Here is a 22,425-nt window from a genome sequence, read left to right as displayed (position 1 = left end):
GCTGAAAGCATTTTGACAACAGCGACCATAAAGCCGTCATAGCCGCACTCTTTCTTCTGGACGCTGTCTTCAAACAGGAATAAGCATCCCGGCGTCGGTCATGTACGCAGCCAAGAATTTCTATAATTCGATTGTTTTGCGACATGACAGACGGTTTCAGAACATGTGTTGCAGAAAAAATATGCTGATTTCCCTCTGCAACGCCGGTTTCGCCCGAATATAATCCGAGTTTGATAATGTCGCAGACGACAGCTCCAGAAAGTCCCGTAGCGGGCCCAACTCCTTCCAGCGCCCAGTCCTTCGGCCAGCGTTGGGCAATGCCCATTTTGGTGGCCGGTGGTTTTGCTATTGCCAGTTCGCCTATTTTCGTCCGTCTGTCGGAAGTCGGCCCGCTTGCAACCGGTTTCTGGCGCGTGGCGCTGGCGGTGATCCCGCTGATGCTGATGAGCGGACGCGACCGCAGCGACATCAAGGATAACAAGCGCCACACGCTCACGGACTGCCTGTTGCTGGCTGTGCCGGGCCTGTTCATCGCTGCCGATCTCGGCGCATGGCATTTATCGCTGCATTATACTTCGGTCGCCAATGCGACGCTTCTCGCCAATATGGCGCCGATCTTCGTCACGCTCGCCGCATGGTTGCTCTACAAGGCGCGTGTCAACCCGTCCTTTATCATCGGACTGGTTGTCGCCATTCTGGGCGTGGTCGTGCTGAAAGGCGGACCGGGCGAACTCCTGCATTCGCAATCGTCCGGCGATGCGCTCGCGCTGCTCGCGGCTGTGTTCTATGCCGGCTACATTCTGGCGGTCGGACGCCTGCGCAACCAGTTTTCGACCATGCGCATCATGCTCTGGAGCAGCGCTATTGCCGCGATTGTTTCGCTACCGGTGGCCTATTTCGCGGAAGGGCAGATCATGCCCACCACGCTTTACGGATGGCTTGTACTGGCTGGCCTTGCATGGTTCACCCACGCCGCCGGGCAAAGCATGATCGCCTATGCGCTGGCATTTTTGCCCGCTTCATTCTCGTCGCTTACCCTGCTGCTTCAACCGGTCGTGGCGTCGATCCTCGCCTGGACAATTTTGTCCGAACCGCTCGGCCTCATGCAGGGTCTTGGCGGCGCAATCGTCATTGCCGGTATCCTGATCGCCCGCAGGGGCTAAAAAGAAAGCCGCCTCGAAAGGCGGCTTTCTCATTAAGGCTGGACGCCGATTATTCGGCAAGCCATTCCTTGATGCGGTCCGGATGGTCGGCGATATATTTATCGACGGCCTTCTCGTAGGAGGTTTCCTGCGCATCGAACATCGCAGCTTCAAGTTCGCTGATCGGAATGCTGAATTTGGTCAGCAGCGCAGCAACTTTCGGATTGTCTTCCTTGAAGCCCTTGCGCGCAATGGCATTGATGTGTTCAGCACCGCCCAGCGCGCCTTCCGGATCGGCGATATAGCGCAGCTTGTACTTGCCGAACATCCAGTGCGGGCTCCATGAGGTCGCCACGAACCAGCCATTGGAACGCGTCGCACGGTCAACGGTTGTGAGCATGGCCGCTTCGCTCGAAATATTGAGCTTGTAATCAAGCCCGTATTTCTTGATCGCTTCTTGCGACAGACGCGTCAGACCGGCGCCCGGATCGATACCCTGAATTTCGCCTTTCAGCTTTTCCTTCACTTCCGGCTTCTTCAGGTCGGCAATGGAGCTGATTTCGCTTTCCGGAATATAATCCGGCACGATCCAGCCAAGCTTTGCGCCTTCATAAAGCGGTCCGAGATCTTCGACCTTGCCCTCGACGCGCTTGTAATAATCGGCGTGGGTTTCCGGCAACCAGGCCATCATCATGGCGTCGATATCGCCACGGCTGACCCCCTGATAAAGCGGCGCAACATCGGTCTGCACCAGTTCGACCTTCTGGCCGAGATTGTCCTCGATCAGCTTCTTCGCCAGTTTGGTGACGAATTCGGCATCGGACCACGGGGCCCAGCCGATCTTTACCGTCTTACCGTCCTGCGCAAAGGCAGCGCCCATTGTCATGGTACCCGCCACCACTGCAGCCAGACCGAAACCTGCAAGTTTCTTCAACATGCCTACTCCTTTTCGATTGGATTCAGTTCCCGTTATTGTTTCTTGTTGTCTCATGCTTCCTGCTTGCGAAAGGATGAGGCGGATTGGGTGTCCGCCGCCTTTCTCAACGATGCCAGCCGCTTGAAGAAGCCCGCGCCATTTCCCTTGCCAAAACTCTGGGTAATCCGGTCGAGAATGACCGCCAGAATGACCACGGCCAGCCCGCCTTCGAAGCCGAGCCCCACATTGAGGCGCTGAATGCCGGTCAGAACCGTGTTGCCGAGACCGCCCGCGCCGATCATCGACGCGATGACCACCATCGACAGGGACAGCATGATCGTCTGGTTCACACCGGCCATGATCGACGGCATGGCGTTTGGCAGCTGCACCTTGAACAGAAGCTGTCGCGACGTGCAGCCGAAGGCCAGTCCCGCCTCGACGAACTCCGAATGGACCTGCCGAATGCCGAGATTGGTCAGGCGCACCACTGGCGGCATGGCGAAGATCACCGTCGCAATTGTGCCAGGTACGGCACCAAGGCCGAAGAACATCGCCGCCGGAATGAGATAGACGAAGGCTGGCATTGTCTGCATCAGGTCAAGCACCGGACGCACAATCGACGCCACCATGTCGCTGCGCGCCATGGCGATACCAAGCGGGATACCGATCACCATCGCGATAACGGTCGATGCCAGCACCAGCGACAGGCTTTCCATGGTGCCGCTCCACAATTCCATGTGGATGATCAGCGCCAACGCAAGAAGCGTGAAAATCGCAAACTTCCAGCCGACGCGCCACAGCGCGAGCAAGGTGAGAATGGCCACACCGGCGACAGGCGGAATAGCGATGAGAGCGTTTTGAATACCATCGGTCACGAAACCGATTGTCGCTGCGATTATGTCGAGTGCAGGCGTGAAGTGGTCGAGAATATAATTGACCACCACATCAGCCGCACCACCAACACTGAAATTCAAATCCATGTTTTACCGTCCATTTCCGTATTTCTGGACTGGGCTAAATGCGAGAAAAATTTGGCGGCGGGCAATCAGCCCGCACGACCCAGCGTTTCAAGCAATGCCGACTTGCTGATCGCGCCGACATATCGGTTCTGCCGGTCGGTGACGGGCATCGGCCATGGGCTGGCGGCTACCTGCGTCAGGAGCCCCGACAGTGGCGCTTCCGCCTCGATGGCGGCCACATCGTCCAGCCGCGTTCCTGCCTCGACGACAGCGCCTTTGGCCAACGCATCGCGACTGACGAGACCGCGATAGGTGCGGTCGGCATCGACGAGTACGCCAAAGGTCTTGCCGCTGGCGTCAAAGCGCTCCAGCGCGGTGGCAAGCTGTTCGGGTTCGAACACGATCAGCTCATCCTCACGGGCGACATCGGCGGCCTTGAAGACCCGCGACACATCCACATTGCGGAAGAAGGAGCGGACATAATCATTGGCAGGCTCCGAGACGATCTCGTTCGGCGTGCCAACCTGCACGACCTTGCCATGCTGCATGATGCAGATACGGTCGCCGATGCGCATCGCTTCATCAAGGTCGTGGCTGACGAAGATGATGGTGCGGCTATGCTGGGCCTGAAGGCGCTTCAACTCATCCTGCATTTCCGTGCGGATCAGCGGATCGAGCGCCGAAAAGGCTTCATCCATCAAAAGGATGGTCGGCTCGCTGGCCAGCGCCCGCGCGAGACCCACGCGCTGCTTCATGCCACCGGAAAGCTGGTCCGGCATGCTGTTGGCATAGGGTTCGAGCCCGACGGCTGCAAGCGCGGTCAGCGCCTTGGCGTGACGCTCGGCCTCGCCCATTCCGGCCACTTCCAGGCCGAAGGCGGCGTTGTTCAGCACCGAACGATTGGGCAACAGCGCGAATGACTGGAAAACCATGCTCATGTCGCGGCGGCGAAGATCGATCAGCTCGCGCTTCGTCATTTTGACGATATCGCGGCCTTCCACTTCGATGGAACCGGCGGTCGGTTCAATAAGCCGATTGAGCAGGCGCAGGAGGGTCGATTTGCCCGAACCGGACAGACCCATGATGACGAATACTTCGCCTTCATAAATATCGAAACTGGCATCATCGACGCCTATTGTGGCCCCGAGATCACCGTAAATCTGCGCTTTTGACTTACCCGCGCGCAACGCTTCCATCGCACGCTTCGGGTCGTCGCCGAAGACTTTAAACACGCCATTCAAGCTTATCTTTGTCTTAGCTGGCGACTTCATACTTTCATCCTCGTATAAAATACCATGCATTAAGTTTAACCCCGCTGTGCTGGCGGACTTAATCTCCTTTTCAAGATTGATATAACTTCATTCCAGCGCAAACCGCGCGCACACAATCTGCAAACCGAGAACGGTTCGCACGGAATGATTAGTGAAAGATTGTCTGATTCTATATAGGTCATTTCCCGACATGTCCACCCACAGCCGTGAATTCATCCAAGCGCACCCATCCCCTTTAATGATTTTTTGAAAGGTTGCGCGACGAAATATGCAGGCTGGCCGGGGCATTATTGAAGTAGGTCGAAGTCGGCCAGCATGAGGACAATAGTAGTCCCCCACCACTCAATTGCACGAACGGCGTGCGACAAATATGCCATCAGCTGCGACATCCGGCTCATGATTATAGATTGAATATGGAATAGCTATAACTCTAGAAAAACAGTATGATTATACTATTAATCGGTATGTATTCGTCTATACATGAAAATAGGTGCAAACAGCCCTCATTTGAATCCCAAACGGCGTGAATCTGCTGTTTTTAGCGATATCTCATATAGCCAACGAAGCCTGTAATTTTCCAGCGCGCTTCGTCGCGACGGCAGAAATAAAGCGTCTGCCAGTTGAGGCGATCCACCGACCCATCTTTTTTCCCGATGGTGCCGTAAAATTTTTTCCGCGCAACTGCGACATCGCCCTTAATGTCAATAACGCTGAGATCAGTGGCGCGAAAAATGCCCTCTGAAAGAGATTCGGCATATTCCGTCGCGGCGCTTTCCGCCGCCTGCCGCAGCCACTCCTCGCGATAGTCCGCCAATGTTGGAAATCCAGCATCCCATTTATCGGGATCAGCTTCATGATGCGCATGAATGCCAATAAAGCGCATTTCGTCGAAATCATCGGCTACCAATGCCCAGTCCTGATGGACGAAAGCCTCTATGTCACGCCGCACCAGCATGTCCCAGATTTGCGCGCGATCCTGATCGCCTTCGAACGGATTGATCGTTGCCGTCATTTTCATCCCCTTGCCTGATCCTGCACGCGAAGCATAGAGCGGTCCTGTTAACACGGAACCGCTCTAAGCAAAAAAAAGGGAGCCAAACAGCTCCCCCTTGTCTCGAAAATGCGGCTTATTATGCCCGCTCGATCACGATTTTCAGCACATTGCGGTCGCCGTCCCAATAGGGCAGCGCCTGTTCGGCTTCCTCGAATGGAAACACCTTTGAGATCAGCTTGTCGGCGTCAGCGCCCAGCTTTTCCAGATGCGCGACCACCGCCTCGAAATCGGTCAGCGTCGCATTGCGCGACCCCATAATGTCCAGTTCCTTCAGGTTGAAGAACTGGGTCTGGTAGGTCACCGGCGCTTTCGAATAGCCGACATAGACCACGCGTCCCGCAAAGCAGGCAAGGTCGACCGCCTGCGTGAAGGTGATTGGTAGGCCAACCGCTTCGAAAGCGACATCCACGCCGTCGTCTCCGGTCAGTTCCATGACCTTTTGCACGACATCTTCGCCGCTCTCCAGAACATGCGTTGCGCCAAATTGCAGCGCCAGCTCGCGCTTTTCCGCACTCGGATCGATGGCGATAACCTTCGCGCCCCGCGCAACAGCGCCAATCAGCACGCCCATGCCGATCATGCCGCAGCCGAGCACCGCGACCGTATCGCCCGCCTCGACGCGACCACGCGCCACGGCATGGAAGCCGACCGAAAGCGGCTCGACCAGCGCCAGATGGCGCGGTTCCAGCGTATCGTTGAGGATCAGCTTTTCGGCAGGCAGCACGATCTGGTCGGCCAGACCGCCATTCTGCTGCACGCCGAGCGTCTTGTTGTAGCGGCACGCATTGAGACGCCCCTTGCGGCAGGACGAGCATTCGCCGCAATTCGTATAGGGCAGCACGATGACGCGTTTGCCCGCAGCATAAGCCGCATCGACGCCCGCACCAGCCTCGATGATTTCGCCGCCGATTTCATGCCCCGGAATGCGCGGCAGCTGCACCAGCGGATTAAGACCCTTGAAGGTGTTCAGATCGCTGCCGCACAGGCCGACATGGCGCACCCTGACGCGCACATGGCCGGGGAGCAGCGGCGCTTCGTCGATTTCGGCGAAGCGGGTAACGTTTTCGCTCTCGATACGCAGAGCTTTGACCATCGGATATTCCTGTCGGTTACAGATTGAAAGATGCGGATCAGGTGACGGCGCCGACCTGCCATGGCACGAATTCATTATCGCCATAGTCGTAGATTTCGCTCAGCGTCTTTTCGCCCGAGGCGGCTGCGATGATATATTCGAAGATGCGCGTGCCGGATTCCTCGATGGTCTCCTCGCCGGTGACGATGCCGCCGCAATTGATGTCCATGTCTTCCTTCATGTGCTCGTACATTTCGGAATTCGTGGCGATCTTGATGCAAGGGGCTGGCTTGAAGCCGGAAACCGAACCACGGCCCGTGGTGAAGCAGATGACATTGCACCCGCCCGCGACCTGACCAGTCACGGCAACGGGATCATAGCCCGGCGTATCCATGAAGACGAAGCCCGGCTCGGTGACCGTTTCGGCAAATTCATAGACGGCCTTGAGCGGCATGGAACCGCCCTTGGCGACCGCGCCAAGCGACTTTTCCAGAATGGTCGTGAGGCCGCCAAGCTTGTTGCCATGCGACGGATTATTGTTGAGTTCGTCGCCGTTGCGCGCGGTATAATCGCGCCACCAGTCGATGCGCTGCAGCAGCTTTTCCGCCACCGCAGGCGTCACGGCGCGGCGCGTCAAAAGATGCTCTGCGCCATAGATTTCCGGCGTTTCCGCCAGAACGGTCGTGCCGCCATTGCGCACGATCAGGTCAGAGGCATAGCCCAGCGCCGGATTGGCCGAAATGCCGGAATAACCATCCGAGCCGCCGCATTCCAGCGCCACTTTCAGCTTCGACAACGGCTGTTTGGTGCGCACCGCCGAATTGACCAGCGGCAGCATTTCCTTGATCTCGGCAATCGCATGATCGATGGTCTTGCGTGTGCCACCGTGCTGCTGGATCGTCATGGTGCGCAGGCGCGAGCCTTCTTCCATGCGGTAATGTTCGAGGATCGGCGCGATCTGGTTGGTTTCGCAGCCAAGGCCGATCAGCAATATGCCGCCGAAATTCGGGTGCTTGGCATAGCCCTGAATCGTGCGCGTCAACAGGCGATAGCCTTCCGACTTGGTGTTGAGCGCGCAGCCGCTGCCATGGGTCAGCGCGACGACGCCATCGACATTGTCGAAACCGTCAAGACCACCCATGCGGTTGAAATAGTCGGCAATATAGCGCGACACGGTGGCCGAGCAGTTCACCGAGGAGATGACGCCGATATAGTTGCGCGTGCCGACACCGCCAGCGCCGCGATCATAGCCCATGAATTGGCGGCGTTCGGCTTCCGGCAACATGCCGCGTTCTTCGATATCGATGGAGAACTGGTGTTCATGCTCGGAGGGCAGCATGGCGAGGTTTTGCAGATGCACATGCTCGCCGGGCGCGATGTCCTTGGTGGCGACGCCGATGACCTGTCCGTATTTCAGAACTTCCTTGCCTTCGGGAATGGCGCGAATGGCAACCTTGTGGCCGCGTCCGATCAGCTCACGGGCATGGATGCCTTCCAGACCGATGGGGTCGCCAGCGCGAACGGAAATGCGCGCCACCGCGACATCGTCGGACGGATGCAGCAGGATGACCGGCGTTGCAGTCGGGGAAACGGAAATATTCATGGGTCTGACCTCACTCCCAATTCATGTCGCCGCGAATGATCTGTCACGCGGCTCGTTATCCATCCAACGCTGTTTGGATTGCTCCAGATGCGTTCGCATGGCTGCCTGCGCCTGAAGCGGATCCCTCGCCTCCAGCGCCGCATAGATGATTTCGTGTTCCGCCAAAGCCAGAACCCAGGTATCGTTATTCTCAAACCGCGTCCTGATCTGCGACGTCAGCGGGCTATGCCGCTCGTCGAAGAGATCGCGGATAATTCGCACCAGCACCGAATTGCCCGCCTGTTCGGCCAGCAACAGGTGAAACTGCCGGTCAAGTTCCATCGCCCGGCGGTCGACATGCACATTGCCCCGCATCTCGTCGAGCGTGGCGCGCAACGCAGCCAGGGTCTCCCGCGTCATGCGCGCGCAGGCCATCACCGCCACGCTGCCTTCAATCAGCTCGCGCGCCTGCATGATTTCAAGCGGGCTTTCGCCGATGGATAGGCCTTGCGTCACAACGCGCTTTTCCGGCTCGGCGCTGACATAAATGCCGGAGCCCATACGGATTTCGACATTGCCGGCAATTTCGAGTGCGATCAGCGCTTCGCGGAGGGACGGGCGCGACACGCCCAGCTGCTGGGCAAGCTCGCGCTCAGCCGGAAGCCTGCTTCCCACCGGAAACTGACCGGCCCGAATGAGACTTCTCACCCGGTCGGCAATCTGCTGGTAAAGCCTGCGGGGTTCCGCTGTGGCCGCAAAGTCGCTCATCATCACTCCCAAATTGGCCTTACCATAGTTCCAGCGGGCGGGAAGCGCAATATGCCTGAATCGGTACAAAAATGCGGCAAATCGCGCAGCCTTGTAGAAAAATCCGTCGCTATTTCCGCAACCGAAAGCCTATTGGCTTGACCAATTTAGCGCAGTTCGCTTAGTTGTGCCGGCTAATTCGGGAGCATTCCATGCAAAACAAGCCAGCGATTCTTCAGTTCGGCACCAGCCGTTTTCTGCTCGCCCATGCCGATTTCTTCGTCGCCGAAGCGCTGGCGACAGGAGATGCTATCGGCACGATTGCGGTGGTGCAGACCACCTCCAATCCGCAAAGCGCGCAGCGCATTGCAGCGCTGAACGAGGGCAACGGCTACCCCGTCGTGATCCGCGGTCTGGTCGATGGCAAGCCTTCGGAAACGGAACACACCGCCAAGGGCGTAACCGCCGCCTATTCCGCGCATAACGACTGGGCTGAGATTCTCGATCTCGGCGCGACAGTTCAGGTGATCCTCTCGAACACCGGCGACAAGGGTTATGAGCTGGATGCAAGCGACGACGCATCGCTCATCGCCAATCCGCAGACCTTGCCGAAAAGCTTTCCCGCCAAGCTGCTCGTGCTTCTGCACAACCGCTGGCAGAACAACCCGGACGCACCGCTCTCGATTTTCCCCTGCGAGCTGATTTCCCGCAACGGTGACAAGCTGCGCGGCATCCTGATCAAGCTGGCGCAGGACTGGAAGCTGCCCAACGGCTTTGTCGAATGGCTGGAAACGCGCTGCATCTTTGCAAATAGTCTGGTGGACCGCATCGTCTCCGAAGCGATTGAGCCGGTTGGCGCAATCGCCGAACCCTATGCGATCTGGGCTATCGAACAGGCGCAGGACCTGACACTGCCATGCCGCCACAAGGATATCGTCGTCACCGACGATCTGGCGCGCTATGAGCGGCTGAAGCTTTATCTGCTCAATCTCGGCCATAGTTTCATTGCCGAACGCTGGCTGAAGGGCAATCGCCCGAAAGACGAAATCGTGCTGGAAGCCATGCAGGATGAAACCATCCGCAGCGAGCTGGAAGCCCTGTGGCGCGAGGAAGTGCTGCCGGTCTTTGCCGCAGATGGGCTTGGCGATGAGGCGGAAGCCTATGTGGTTTCCGTGCGCGAGCGTTTTCTCAACCCGTTCCTGAAGCACCGCATCGCCGACATTGCTTCCAATCATGAGGAAAAGAAGCAGCGCCGCTTTGCGCCGATCATCGCCCGCGCGCAAGAGCTTGGGCTCGGACTGGAGCAGCGCCGGTTGAAAGCTGCTTTAGGCTAGAGCGGTTCCTGTTTTGACGGAATCGTCGGAACCGCTCTAAGTCTTTGTTTTTACGCATTTCCGGACGCAAAACCGCTTCGCACTTTTGCTGGAAATGCTCTAACCCGCCCGCAATTGCAGCACCGGCGCTTCATGCCCATGCCCCGGTGCGCAATAGCGGATATGACAGCCGCTGGCGCCCATATGCTGGACCTCCACATCAACGCCGAAAATCGAACGGATACGCGCTGCCGTTAAAACCTCTCGCGGCGCGCCCAGCGCCGCCAGCCGCCCCCTATCCATCACCGCAATACGGTCGCAGAACATGGCCGCGTGGTTGAGATCGTGCAGCGCGGCCACCACAGTCAAGCCCATAGTCCGACTTTGACGCCGGACAAGATCGAGAAGCCCGATCTGATGGCCGATATCGAGATGATTGGTCGGCTCATCCAGCAACAGAATGCGCGGCTGCTGCGCCAGAGCGCGGGCAATATGCAGGCGCTGGCGTTCACCGCCCGATAGCGTGTGCCAATTACGTTTGGCGAGATGCGTCATATCCACATGCGCCAGCGCCTGATCGACGATGGCGTCATCTTCCCCAGACCATGGCGAAAGCGGACCGAGATAAGGCGTGCGCCCAAGCTCCACCGCCTGCCGGGCCGTAATGCGGTCCGTCGTTTCCGCCTGCTGTTCAACCAGCGCCAGCAAGCGCGCAATCTCGCGGCGGTTGAAACGTTCAATCGGCGCTTCTCCGAGATGAACCACGCCACCGCGCGGACGTTTCAGACCGGAAAGCAGCGAGAGAAGCGTGGTCTTGCCGGAACCATTCGGCCCGATAATGCCCAGAAACTCGCCTTCCACAACATCGAGCGAGACGCAGCGCAGGATTTCGGCACTGCCTGCCGACCATGAAAGATTCTGTGCCGAGAGCCTCATGCCCGCGCCCTCCTCTGCCCAAGCAGCAGCGCAAAGGCCGGAGCACCGACCAGCGCCGTGACAACCCCGATGGGCAGCACCTGCCCCGGCACGATGATGCGCGACACGATATCGGCCGCGATCATGAAGATCGCGCCGATCAGGGCTGATGTCGGCAGCAAAACGCCATGCCGCACGCCAACCACCATCCGCGCCGCATGGGGAATGACAAGGCCGATAAAGCCAATGGATCCGACGATGGAGACCATCACCGCCGTCATCATGGCGCTTGCGCCAATCAGCACGGCATAGACGCGCCGCACCGGAATGCCGAGCGAAGCGGCGGATTCCGCGCCGAATGTGAAGGCATCGAGCGCACGCGCATGCCACAGGCAGACCACCAGCCCGATCAGGCAGGCGGGCAGCGCCAGCGTCACATCGGGCCAGCGCACGCCGGAGAGATTGCCGAGCAGCCAGAACATGATGCCACGCGCCTGCTCGGCATTGGCGGCCTTGGTCACGATGAACGAAGTCAGAGCGTTGAAAAGCTGCGAACCGGCAATACCCGCCAGAATGATGGCGCTGTTGCCCCGCCCGGCCTTCAGCGCCAGTAGCGACACCAGCACAAAGGCGAAAATCGCCCCGATGAACGCGCCGAGCGAAAGCGTAAGAACGCCAGCGCCGATGCCAAGAATGGCGACGCTGACCGCCCCGGTCGAAGCCCCGGCGGAAATGCCCAGAATATACGGATCGGCGAGCGAATTACGCAGCAGCGATTGCAGCACAACGCCGGACAGCGCCAGTGCAGCACCGCAGCACGCCGCCACCACGGCACGGCTGAGACGATAGCTCCACACAATCCCTTCATCGATGGGATCGAGCACATAGCCCGCTTGCCACAGCCGGTTGGCGACGGTCTTCGCCACCACATCGAGCGGTATGGCGGTTTCACCAATCGCCGCGCCCAGCCACAAGGCGGCAAGCAGCAGGATGAGCGCCAGAAGCCCGGCGCTCACTTTATTGCTGAAAGGAAGCCTTCCTATGGCCACCAATGCCGTCATTTGTTGAGGTCCGAAGCAGCGATGGCCGCTGCCAGCGTTTCGATGCCCTCAATCACCCGCAGCGACGTGCTCATCGACTGCGCATCCATGTCAAAGACATGACCGTCTTTGACGGCAGGCATCAGGCTCGTTACCGGATCACTTTCGAGGAACTTGCGCTTCACTGCGATATCGTCCGCCGGATAGCGGCGACGATCGAGCTTCGCCGCCACGATCATCGACGGGTTGGACTTGGCAATCGTCTCCCAGCCGACAGTCGGCCATTCTTCTTCGCTATCGATCACATTCCTGATGCCAAGCGCCGACAGGATATAGGCCGGAGCGCCGAACTTCCCGGCGATATAGGGATCGGCATCGATCTGCGTGCTGGAGAACCAGACCGCAGCGGAAAGCTTGGCCCCGCTGGCGGCAATTTTGCTGCGGGCCGCTTCTTCGCGTCCTTTCAGCTCAGCAATCAGCTTTTCACCGCGATCCTGCACGTTGAAGATCGCGGCCAGCTCGCCGATTTCCTGATAGACGACATCCATCGTGAAGGCCGCCGTACGCACGCCGTCGCCTCCGCCGGAATTATCCTTGCCAACGCAATCCGTTGGAGACGTATAGGCCGGAATACCCAGTTCCTCGAACTGTTCGGGCTTTGCGACGATGCCGTTCGGCCCGACATGCCACTGAAAATCCGCAGTGACGAGATCGGGCTTCTGCGCAAGAACGCTTTCGAAGCTCGGATCGTTATCGGCCAGCCGCTTGACCTTGGCGTTGACCTCTTCAAAGCCCTTGAGCACTGGACCGAACCACACCGCCGTGCCGACGACCTCGTCGCCCAGACCAAGGCTGTACAGAATTTCCGTGCTGCTTTGACCGACAGCCACCGCGCGCGTCGGGGCCTGTTTGAATGTAACGTCGCGTCCGCAGTTCTTCAGCGTCAGCGGATATTGCGTTTCCGCCGCCTGCAGTGCTGGCGCGCCTGCGAAAAGAGAAAGAGCGCATAAAGCTGTGCGAAACGACATTTTGCCGTGCAATGTCATGAGAAACCCCGAAATGGTGAGAGAATGGCCACGTCAGCAAGCGACGGCGATAAAACACCGTGAGCAAACGGAGATATCCGGGGATATGGATGACGATGAAAGATAGCGCCTTGCAGCGCGATGTGCTGTCATAACCTGCTCCTGCTCCGGGCATCCCCGCCCGTGACAATGGATAATGATGGGCCCAAGGCCCTATGACGGCAGGTCTCCTGGCTTGCGGATGGTCGCTTCCATCTGCCTTCCCGTGTCTTTCAGCTTTCGCCGGTTCGAACACAGTGGCATGACGCCCGTCGGCGTCACGAGGATGGACAGCAATCCGCTTACAGTTGCGGGGGCAGCCACGGTCTTGGTCCCTTTTCGGGTCGTCCTCACCGTGTTCCCTATTAATCCCCTTCACTCTCGGTCGGGGAACCGTCGTAATACTATTACGTTCTGATTTCCGAACGGTCAAGTGGCCAGAGTCCAGATCGTGCGGGTTGGCCACACATAAAGCCATGGTTAACAAAGTATTAATATCACATTGATTTTATTTAATGTTTCGGAACACTGCCCATTCATCTTCCGTTCATTCGTCTCCCAATAGTGTCCACCCAACAGCAAAGGAGAACGTGATGTTCAAAAAAATTATTCTCGCAGCCGTAGCCCTTTCCTTCGTCGGCGCACCGCTGGCCGCCCAGGCGCAGGATTATCAGCGCAAGCCGGGTCCGCACCGCATGGACCAGAAGCCACGCCCGCCGCATGGCAAGGATTTCGGTCGCAACGATCATCGCGATCATGGCCGTCAGCATTGGTCGAAGGGCCAGCGCTACAATGATTGGCGCCGTCAACCGGAAGTGCGCGACTACAAGCGATATGGTCTGCGCCGTCCGGGTCCAGGCCAGCGCTGGGTGAAGGTTGACAACCAGTTCCTGCTGGTCGCCACCGCAACCGGCGTCATTGCTGGCATTCTCGCAGGCCGGTAAGCGCCGCACGCTTTAACCTCCAGCATTTAAAAACATTGGCCAGAGCCAAGCTCTGGCCAATGTTGTTTCCGATCCTAGAAACTGACTTTCACACCGCCGCCAAGCGTGAACGACTGCAAGCCAGCGCCCGCATCATCGGGGAAGCTCTTAACCTCCCCCGTTGCTCTGTTTTCCATCGTCGTGTCTCCCCTCATACGGAAATATTTTTCATATGCCGCGGAAAAATAAACCTGCGCGCGCTCGGTAAAGGCATAAGAAACTTCGGCCTCGGTATCCAGAAACGGCTGGCTTCCGAACGTATCAGTAAACCGCTTATTCCCACGCCAATGATCGTCGATGTCCTTGGCAGCGACAGTTGCCCCTACGCGTCCCAGCAGCGAGAAAGACCATTTTTCGAATGTCGAACGCCATTCGCCGCCCACGAACAGCGCTGGCAAGCTCTGCTCGTAGCTGATCCCCTTTCCAGAGAGGACGCCCGTTTTATCGCGAAAACCGTCTCTGCTATAGACATAGCGGGAGTTGCTGCTGGTCCATTTCACATTGGTATATTTGAAGCCGCCGTGCAGATTGAAAACGTCGTATTGATTGATATCGAAATCATGCCCGACAGCGATATCCACATTGATGTAACGATCCAGATCGGTCTCGTTGCTAATCGAGAGATCTGTCCAGTCGTCAAAATCATAGCTTTTTAAATGGGGGTACAACCAGTCATAGTCTGCCATCTGGTGACTGCCGCCCAGTCCGACTTTCGCCCGGCCAAACATGGTTATATTATTTATCGGTTCGGCCCTGAAAGCACCGGTCAGCACAGGCATCTGCGATTGCCAGAACAGATGGCTGATGCGATTTCCACCGCTATAGACGATTTCGTCCGCTTTGACCCAAGTATATCCAACGCCGCCAAGAAATGTGAAACTTTTGTCTATATTGGTATATTGCAAATCCGCTGGCTTATCCGCGGCGAATGCCAAAGAAAAATGTAAAAACATTAAGAATATTGATAAAACGATACGCCACATGCGTCTCTCCTATACAAAGATCACGCATAATTATATTTTAAGTTGTCAGAATAAAACGACCAGAGAGAGGTCGCTATTTCTGATTTCCCAGAAAAGCTTAACTGAAACTGGCGCATCAAACCCTGAATACCAATAGTGTATACGCATAAGAGCGTTACGCACTTTCAGCCTACCGGTTGCGGGCCTTCATCAATATCCAGATGAGTACAACCATCACCACAAGCCCGATGGCCAGACCAATAAGGCCGCCGTAAACAGCGTCGGAGCTTCCGCCGATCAATGCGCCAATGCCAGCCCCTAAAATCAGCAGAATAAGCGGCGGCATGCATCCAATCATGGCTATATCCTTGAAGTGCGCGCGTTTCTGGCCGCGAATGTAGCCAAATTGGCCGCAAGCGACAACGGTTTCACAGCGAGATTGCCCAATCCCGCAGTAAACTCAATGTGTTAGTGAAATGGCCTGAGAGAGAAATGGTACGGTCGGTTGGAGTTGAACCAACGACCTCAGGAGCCACAATCCTGCGCTCTAACCAACTGAGCTACGACCGCGTACCTTTGCCGGTGTGAGCGCCTTAACGCCGCCGACAGGGGGTCACATACGGAGAATCGATCCATATTGCAAGCGATTATAGCGCTCTTTTTTCAGAAATACCCAATTGTCGGATTCAATGTCGAATTCCACCGATAATCTAGACAGACTGGTAACCATTGCGGCGGGCGGGCTGTGAACAACCGAAATATTGGCCGCAACCTGTAAAATTGCCATTCCGGCATTAACTAATGAAACAGAAAATCGGGCTCATACCGTATGGAAATATGGACCCGCGGCCTCAGTGAGCTTATTAACAGGCGGTTAATGGCTACGACGGGCGGTCGAAAGAACAGATAAGGACCGGTATGTCTGGATCATACCCATTCATCGATATTGCCGCGCTGGATGCTATCCGCGAAGGCTTTGCCAAAGGCGATGCGCAGATCGTGCTGACGCGCGACCTGTCGGCTGTGCTTTGGGTGAACGGCGCTGGAGCCCGGCTGTTCGGCTTCGACCGTATCGAGGATATGATCGGCAGCGCAATCGATCTGCCTGTCGCCGCACGCCGTCAAATCGCAGCCGCCAGTGACGATAACAGCGCAGAACCCCGCGCTGTGTCCGTGCGTCTTGGCGGTGGCCTGCGTTCAGAACTGACACGTCTATGGATTTCCCATATTGTCTTGCCCGACGGCGTGGCCGGTCTGGCGATCACCACCAGCGGCGCATCGAGCGACGCGGAAGATATCATTGCCGGTCTGAGCGATGACGATACCCATGTCGCGCTGATTGATGCTGACTGCAAGGTCATCGCCGCAAGCCCGCGCTTCGCCGCGCTCGATATTTCCGCCGCAACGCTGGAAGATCTGGTCGTCGAAGCCGCCGACGCGCCGGACCGTACCGTCAAGCGCCGCATCCGCGCAGGTCGCCAGTCGGTTCCGGGCGCTATCGCCCGGCTGATCGACGCACCCGCTCTGCATCTTTTGTGCATCGTTGCGGAAGCCCCGGCACAGACAGCTACGGAACCAACTGCCCAGCCGCCTGAAGGCGCGGAAGAAATCCTTGAAGAAATGCTCCCTGAACAGGAACCGACTGTTGAGGACACGCCGGTCGCTGCGCCAGTGGCTGAAACGCCAAAGCCGCAGGGCTTCCAGTTCGACCGCGATGCACCGCCCGCCCGCTTCATCTGGAAAACCAGCGCTGACGGCGTGTTCAGCGAGATTTCGCCGGAGTTCGGCATCACAGTCGGCCCCAACGCGGCCGATGTGACCGGACGCCGTTTCAGCGATGTCGCCAATGTATTCGGCTTCGATCACGATGGCAGCATTGCCTCGCTGCTTGGCAAGCGCGATACGTGGTCAGGCAAGCGTCTGATGTGGCCGGTCGAAGGCACCAATCTGCGCGTGCCGGTGGAACTGGCCGCTCTGCCGGTCTATTCCCGCGACCGCGTGTTCATCGGTTTCCGCGGTTTTGGTCTGGTGCGCCCTGACGAAGCGGTGGAAGACCCGGAAGAAATCGGTCTCGCTCTGGCGGGCGGCATTCCGCAAAAGCGTAAGCCGGAAGTTCAGGAAGCCGCCAGCGCCGATGCTTCGGACGACGATGTGCTGGCGCTGACGGAAGAAATCGCCAATGACGACCATCCCGGCGATATTCTGCCGAAGCCGCCGCTCAATATCGCGCCGACAGCCGGACGCCGCGATTCAGACAAGGTGATCAGCCTTCTGAATGCTGCCGCCCAGGAGAAAGTCGCTGCCGATCAGGCGAAACTCCTGAAAGTCAGGGAGCGCGAACAGCGCCCCGAAGGCGGGCTGACAAAGACCGAGCGCAATGCATTTCGCGAAATCGCCGACCGCCTGCGCAAGCAGGGTCTTTCCAGCGCGCAGAGCGAGACGCCTGTCATCGCGCTGGAAGACGTGACCGCTGAAACGACGCCGGTTGCAACCGTTGCAGATATCCCGATAGCACACGTCGAAGAGCCGCAGGCCGAGGACGCCGTTCACGCACCGGCTGCCATCGACGAGACAGCCCTGCTCGCAAACCTGCCGGTTCCGGTGATCATTCATTCCGGCGACAAAGTGCATTATGTCAATCAGGCGCTGCTCGACCTCACCGGCTATGACGCCATGGAAGACATTCGCGATGCCGGCGGCGTGGAAGCGCTGTTCAACAGTGAAAGCGACGACCATGCGCCGCGTCAGGGCATGGTGCTGCGCCGTGCCGATGGCAGCGAACAGCCGGTCGATGCGCATCTCAATGCGATTGCATGGCAAGGCGGTCGCGCCTTGTTGCTGAGCCTCATGCCGGTTGCCGAAACGCCAGCCGCGCAAGCGCCTGTTGAAACAGCTGTGCCGCAATCCGTCACCGATGACGAGGACAAGCAGGCGCTTGAAGCCCATGTGGATGAGCTGAAAACCATCCTCGACACAGCGACCGACGGCGTGGTGCTGATCGACCCGGAAGGGCGCATCCGCTCGATGAACCATTCCGCATCCGCCCTGTTCGGCTATGACCGCGAAGAGACGGAAGGCAAGTTCTTCTCCATGCTGTTCGCCATTGAAAGCCAGCGCGCTGCGATGGATTACTTGAGCGGACTATCCGGCAACGGTGTGTTGAGCGTGCTCAATGATGGACGCGAAGTGATCGGTCGTGAAGCCAAGGGCGGTTTCATCCCGCTCTTCATGACCATCGGCAAGTTGCCGCAGAAGCGTGGTTTCTGCGCCGTGCTGCGTGACATCACGCAGTGGAAGCGCACGGAAGAAGAACTGACCAATGCGCGCAAGGAGGCCGAACGCGCCTCCAACCAGAAGACCGATTTTCTGGCGCGCATCAGCCATGAAATCCGCACGCCGCTCAACGCCATTATCGGCTTTTCCGAACTGATGGCCGACGAGAAATTCGGCCCCATCGGCAATGATCGCTATCGCGATTACCTGCGGGATATCAACCGCTCGGGCAATCATGTGCTGGCGCTCGTCAACGACCTGCTGGATATTTCCAAGATCGAAGCCGGTGCACTGGAAATGCAGTTCGAAGCGGTATCGCTCAACGATGCGATTGCGGAAGCCATTGCGCTGATGCAGCCGCAGGCCAATCGCGAGCGCATCATCATCCGCTCAAGCTTCCAGTCCAATCTGCCGGACATCGTGGCGGATGCGCGTTCGATCAAGCAGGTGGCGCTCAATCTCCTGTCCAATGCCGTGCGGTTTACCGCGCCCGGTGGTCAGGTCATCGTCTCGACCAGCTATGAAATGAATGGCGATGTGGCCATGCGGGTGCGCGACACCGGCATCGGCATGACCAAGTCGGAAGTCGAGCAGGCCTTGAAGCCGTTCCGTCAGGTCAACGCTTCGCAGCGCCGGCAGAGCGAACAGGCGCGTGACTGGCGCAATGAGGGCACCGGCCTTGGCCTGCCGCTCACCAAGGCGATGGTCGAAGCCAATCGCGCCCAGTTCGCAATCGACTCGACGCCCGGTCGCGGCACCGTTGTGGAAATTCTCTTTCCCCCGACACGGGTTCTGGCTGACTGACCAGTTCCATCCTGATTTCCAAAAAAAAGCGCCGGATAAAACCGGCGCTACGAGAATCTCAGAGACAAAGACACAAAAGCAACTTGCAAGAGGATGCCGGAAACGGCGGCTCTATCATCACCCGTTGTGTTAGAGCCTGAATCAAAAAGCGGCATGTGTGTGCGAAAATGGTGATTTTCGAGTACCGGAGCGGAGCGTACTATTAGTACGTGAGCACCGGAATGCAGAAAATTGCCATTTGCAGCCGCACAGGACGACTTTTGTAACAGGCTCTCAACGCTTTCTCGCATCATGCCGGTTAATGCGGCCTTAATTTCATCGTTCCAAATTTACACATTCGTAGCCACTGTAAAATCAGGGTTAAATTTCAGCACACAATTGATTAACCATAGTGCGTTGTCGGCAAATTTATGCCGCGCTCGTGCCCGAAAACAAATAGATAGAGCGGTTCCAGGCCGAATCTGCGAAGGCGGCTTTGCTTTGTGGCGCTGCTCGTTTAAACGAGAATGAGAGGGATTAGGGATCGGATGGTTGATGCGCTGGCCTAAATTCGCACGCCTTGTCATCGCGCTGGTCATTCTGTGTGCCGCGGCTGCAGCAACCTTGCTGGCCGTGGTGCCTTTCATCGTCTCGACCGATGCGATCCGCGTGCGCGTGGCGCAGGAAATCAGCGCCTGGACCGGCTATAGCGTCGAGCTACGGGAAGCCCCGCGCCTGAAAGTCTTCCCCGTGCTGCGCGCCTCGCTGAACGGCGTCACCTTGAGCAAGATGACCGAACAGGGTCAGAAGCCCTTCATGAGCGCGGCCCGCATCGATGTGGAATTGTCGCCGCTCGATGCGATCATGGGGCATATTTCCTTCTCCGAAACGCAGATCGTGCGCCCGCATGTCAATCTGGACGGGCCGGTTTCCAACTTCCCTGCCTTGCTCGACGCCATTGCCAGTTCCAACGGTCGGCTTGGCACGGCCATCCGCGCCCAGCGCGCCTTGCAGCAGCGTGGTGCGAACAACGACACGCAGGCGACGGAAGAAGCGTCGCAGCCTTTTGGCCGCGTGGTGGTGCGGGACGGAACAATTTCCTTTCCGCGTGCCGAAAACGGCGGAGACGCCGCCAAGGACGAGCAGCTGACCAATGTGAATATGACGCTCGAATGGCCCCAGACGTCGAGCGCAGCGACGCTGCGCGGCAGCGGCAAATGGCGCAATGAAGCCTCGCAATTCAGCATCACGGCGGCGCAGGCCCTGCCGCTTCTGGCGGGCGGCACATCGGACGTAACAGCGAGCCTCACGGCCAATCCGTTGAGCCTGACCTTTCAGGGCAAGGCCAATATCTCGAAAGACCGGTTCTTCGAAGGGGAGCTGAGCGCCAAGACGCCCTCTTTAAGCGGCGCAGTGCGGTGGCTCAGCCTGCCGCCCATCGCGGGCAGCTCGGAGGTTGGCGCATTCTCACTCGATTCCACCATCACCGCCACGCCGAAGCGCTGGAAATTTGCCGATGTGGAAATGAATGCAGGCGACAGTCCCGCCAAAGGCGTGATCGAGATCGGCCTCGAACAGGAACAGCCCGCCGTCACCGGCACGCTTGCCTTCGACAAGCTGGATCTTCGCAGCCTGTTTGCCGCTTTCGTGCCCCTGCCGGACACCACCGCGCGCGCGCCGAATGATCGCGGCGATGTCGACACCATCAATACCAGCTTTTTCGACCGTTCCGAATTCGACCTGCGCCTTTCCGCCCAGAACGCCACGGCAGGTCCCGTAGCGCTGACGGGCGTTGCGGCGGCGATCCAGATACGCGGTGGCCGCGCGATTTTCGACATTGGCGACGCCAAAGCCTTCAACGGCACCTTGCAGACCAATGTGCAGATCGTGCGCGATCTCAAGAGCGCTACGGGGGAACTGCGTTTCAATGCCAGCGACATTGAAAGCACGCAGTTCCTGACCGCGCTTGGTTTCGACAAGCCGTTTATCAGCGGCAAAGGCAATGTTTCGCTGTTCATGAAAGGGCCGGTCAATCGCTGGTCCAGCCTGCTTTCCGGCGCGCAGGGCAATGTCTCCGTGCAGCTGAACAACGGCCAGATGCAGGGCTTTGCCGTTCAGGATTTTCTGACCAAGGCGCAAAGCGAGCGCTTCTTCGCGCTGGAGCGGAAAGACAATGTCGCGCTGGCCTTCAACCGGCTCGACCTCAAGGCCAATCTTTCCGAAGGCGTGGCATCGCTGGAAAGCGCACGCCTCGATACATCCGACGGGACGCTCAATCTCGCTGGCATCGTGCCTTTCGTGGATCGCAGTCTCGCGCTGAGCGGCGAAGTGATCTTCCCCAACAGCCAGCCGGAAACACCGGAACAGCAGCCGCAGGCCGGAACGGAAGGCCAACCCGCGCCCGCACCAGCTGAAAATGCAACGCCCGCCAAGCCGCCGCTGCATTTCTTCGTTGGCGGTTCGTGGGATCGGCCCTTTATCTCACCATCGTCAACCGGATTGGGGCAGTAAAGCCCCAATCAGAGTCTACCCCATGCGGAATGCTGCCTGCTCATCGCGACGGCGCTGCACTTCGCGGCGCTTGTTGACGATGGATGCGATGATGACGCCTGTGGTCACCAGCGCGATCAGGATCGTACAGACCGCATTGATTTCCGGCGTCACGCCAAGACGGACCTGGCTGTAGATTTTCATCGGCAGCGTGGTTGCGCCCGGCCCCGAGGTGAAGCTTGCGATCACCAGATCGTCGAGCGACAGAGTGAAGGCCAGCATCCAGCCGGAAACCACCGCAGGCAGGATCACCGGCAGTGTGATCTTCATGAAGGTCGTGACCGGCGGCGCGCCGAGATCCATCGCCGCTTCCTCCAGCGAGCGATCAAAACTCACCAGACGCGACTGCACCACGACCGCCACGAAACACATGGCAAATGTGATATGCGCCAGCGTGACCGTCCAGAAGCCGCGGTCGAAATTCATCGCCACGAAGAGCAGCAGAAGCGACAGACCGGTGATCACATCCGGCATGACCAGCGGCGCATAGACCATGCCGGAAAACAGGATGCGTCCGCGAAAACGGGTATAGCGCGTCAGCGCCAGCGCCGCGAGCGTACCCAGCACGGTTGCAAGAGTGGCCGACAGGAAGGCGACGCGGATCGTCACCCATGCTGCATCCATCAGCGCCTGATTGCGGAACAGCTCAACGTACCATTTGGTCGAGAACCCCGCCCAGACTGTCACGAGCCGGGATTCATTGAACGAATAGATAACCAGCAGCACGATGGGCAGATAGAGGAAGGCGAAGCCGACAACCACCGATGCGATATTGAAACGGGACCAGTTGTTGTTCATC

Annotated in this window: 18 protein-coding genes, 1 tRNA gene and 1 riboswitch; of the genes, 5 read left to right on the top strand and 14 right to left on the bottom strand. The window is 58.2% G+C overall.

The genetic code is table 11. The features are described 5' to 3' along the window. The first annotated feature begins 236 nt into the window (after nt 1-236). Nucleotides 237-1,163, top strand: coding sequence for a DMT family transporter (locus JAU75_RS10145; protein WP_199056407.1), 927 nt, complete (start codon nt 237-239; stop codon nt 1,161-1,163). 49 nt (nt 1,164-1,212) lie between these two features. Here JAU75_RS10145 and JAU75_RS10140 read toward each other — a convergent pair whose 3' ends face one another. The 7 genes from JAU75_RS10140 to JAU75_RS10110 form a co-directional block, all read right to left on the bottom strand. Beyond that, entirely contained in the window at nt 1,213-2,079 is an 867-nt protein-coding gene (locus JAU75_RS10140; protein WP_199056406.1) for a glycine betaine ABC transporter substrate-binding protein, read from the bottom strand. Between the two features lie 50 nt (nt 2,080-2,129). Then, nucleotides 2,130-3,038 (bottom strand): proline/glycine betaine ABC transporter permease, encoded by a 909-nt coding sequence (locus JAU75_RS10135; protein ID WP_199056405.1) that lies wholly within the window; start codon nt 3,036-3,038, stop codon nt 2,130-2,132. A 65-nt stretch (nt 3,039-3,103) separates the two neighbouring features. Further along, a complete protein-coding gene (gene proV / locus JAU75_RS10130) occupies nt 3,104-4,288 on the bottom strand; it encodes a glycine betaine/L-proline ABC transporter ATP-binding protein ProV (RefSeq protein WP_199056404.1) in 1,185 nt (394 codons plus the stop codon). 538 nt (nt 4,289-4,826) lie between these two features. Then, nucleotides 4,827-5,300 (bottom strand): hypothetical protein, encoded by a 474-nt coding sequence (locus JAU75_RS10125; protein WP_199056403.1) that lies wholly within the window; start codon nt 5,298-5,300, stop codon nt 4,827-4,829. A gap of 118 nt (nt 5,301-5,418) precedes the next feature. Continuing rightward, nucleotides 5,419-6,435, bottom strand: a complete 1,017-nt coding sequence (locus JAU75_RS10120; RefSeq protein WP_199056402.1) for a zinc-binding alcohol dehydrogenase family protein — start codon at nt 6,433-6,435, stop codon at nt 5,419-5,421. Nucleotides 6,436-6,472: 37 nt separating this feature from the next. After that, nucleotides 6,473-8,017: an altronate dehydratase family protein gene (locus JAU75_RS10115; RefSeq protein ID WP_199056401.1), complete on the bottom strand. Its 1,545-nt coding sequence runs from the start codon at nt 8,015-8,017 to the stop codon at nt 6,473-6,475. Nucleotides 8,018-8,038: 21 nt separating this feature from the next. Continuing rightward, nucleotides 8,039-8,764: a FadR/GntR family transcriptional regulator gene (locus tag JAU75_RS10110; RefSeq protein WP_199056400.1), complete on the bottom strand. Its 726-nt coding sequence runs from the start codon at nt 8,762-8,764 to the stop codon at nt 8,039-8,041. Nucleotides 8,765-8,955: 191 nt separating this feature from the next. On the opposite strand from JAU75_RS10110, the gene JAU75_RS10105 reads away from it, so the two are divergent. Further along, the gene (locus JAU75_RS10105; protein ID WP_199056399.1) at nt 8,956-10,077 is read left to right on the top strand and encodes a mannitol dehydrogenase family protein; all 1,122 of its coding nucleotides are present in this window, start codon (nt 8,956-8,958) and stop codon (nt 10,075-10,077) included. Between the two features lie 99 nt (nt 10,078-10,176). On the opposite strand, the gene JAU75_RS10100 is transcribed toward JAU75_RS10105, so the two are convergent. The 3 genes from JAU75_RS10100 to JAU75_RS10090 are packed head-to-tail and all read right to left on the bottom strand — an operon-like array spanning nt 10,177 to nt 13,039. Then, nucleotides 10,177-10,992, bottom strand: a complete 816-nt coding sequence (locus JAU75_RS10100; RefSeq protein ID WP_199056398.1) for an ABC transporter ATP-binding protein — start codon at nt 10,990-10,992, stop codon at nt 10,177-10,179. Next, the gene (locus JAU75_RS10095) at nt 10,989-12,032 is read right to left on the bottom strand and encodes an iron ABC transporter permease (RefSeq protein ID WP_199056397.1); all 1,044 of its coding nucleotides are present in this window, start codon (nt 12,030-12,032) and stop codon (nt 10,989-10,991) included. Before JAU75_RS10095 ends, JAU75_RS10100 begins: the two co-directional genes overlap by 4 nt. Beyond that, nucleotides 12,029-13,039 (bottom strand): ABC transporter substrate-binding protein, encoded by a 1,011-nt coding sequence (locus tag JAU75_RS10090; RefSeq protein ID WP_371836154.1) that lies wholly within the window; start codon nt 13,037-13,039, stop codon nt 12,029-12,031. Before JAU75_RS10090 ends, JAU75_RS10095 begins: the two co-directional genes overlap by 4 nt. Nucleotides 13,040-13,238: 199 nt before the next feature. Further along, nucleotides 13,239-13,488: riboswitch (cobalamin riboswitch) on the bottom strand. 180 nt (nt 13,489-13,668) lie between these two features. On the opposite strand from JAU75_RS10090, the gene JAU75_RS10085 reads away from it, so the two are divergent. Next, entirely contained in the window at nt 13,669-14,019 is a 351-nt protein-coding gene (locus tag JAU75_RS10085) for an RcnB family protein (RefSeq protein WP_199056395.1), read from the top strand. A gap of 74 nt (nt 14,020-14,093) precedes the next feature. Here JAU75_RS10085 and JAU75_RS10080 read toward each other — a convergent pair whose 3' ends face one another. The 3 genes from JAU75_RS10080 to JAU75_RS10070 all read right to left on the bottom strand — a co-directional run bounded on the left by JAU75_RS10080 (nt 14,094) and on the right by JAU75_RS10070 (nt 15,590). Further along, on the bottom strand, nt 14,094-15,041 hold the full coding sequence (locus JAU75_RS10080) for an omptin family outer membrane protease (RefSeq protein WP_247880448.1): 948 nt from the start codon (nt 15,039-15,041) through the stop codon (nt 14,094-14,096). 169 nt (nt 15,042-15,210) lie between these two features. Next, nucleotides 15,211-15,378 carry a hypothetical protein gene (locus tag JAU75_RS10075; RefSeq protein ID WP_199056394.1) on the bottom strand — a complete coding sequence of 56 codons (168 nt, stop codon included), beginning with the start codon at nt 15,376-15,378 and terminating at the stop codon, nt 15,211-15,213. 135 nt (nt 15,379-15,513) lie between these two features. Beyond that, nucleotides 15,514-15,590, bottom strand: a tRNA-His gene (locus JAU75_RS10070). Between the two features lie 348 nt (nt 15,591-15,938). Between JAU75_RS10070 and pdhS the strand changes: the two genes are divergently transcribed. Both pdhS and JAU75_RS10060 read left to right on the top strand, forming a co-directional pair. Continuing rightward, nucleotides 15,939-19,097: a cell-division control histidine kinase PdhS gene (gene pdhS, locus JAU75_RS10065; protein WP_199056393.1), complete on the top strand. Its 3,159-nt coding sequence runs from the start codon at nt 15,939-15,941 to the stop codon at nt 19,095-19,097. 534 nt (nt 19,098-19,631) lie between these two features. After that, the gene (locus JAU75_RS10060) at nt 19,632-21,587 is read left to right on the top strand and encodes an AsmA-like C-terminal region-containing protein (protein WP_199056392.1); all 1,956 of its coding nucleotides are present in this window, start codon (nt 19,632-19,634) and stop codon (nt 21,585-21,587) included. A 15-nt stretch (nt 21,588-21,602) separates the two neighbouring features. On the opposite strand, the gene JAU75_RS10055 is transcribed toward JAU75_RS10060, so the two are convergent. Beyond that, complete coding sequence (locus JAU75_RS10055) at nt 21,603-22,424, bottom strand: ABC transporter permease subunit (protein ID WP_199056391.1); 822 nt, start codon at nt 22,422-22,424, stop codon at nt 21,603-21,605. Nucleotide 22,425: the final 1 nt, after the last annotated feature.

The organism is Ochrobactrum sp. Q0168 (assembly GCF_016427605.1).
Taxonomy (GTDB): domain Bacteria; phylum Pseudomonadota; class Alphaproteobacteria; order Rhizobiales; family Rhizobiaceae; genus Brucella.
Note: the sequence above shows the minus strand (reverse complement) of the source record. Positions and strands in the feature narration are given on the sequence as shown.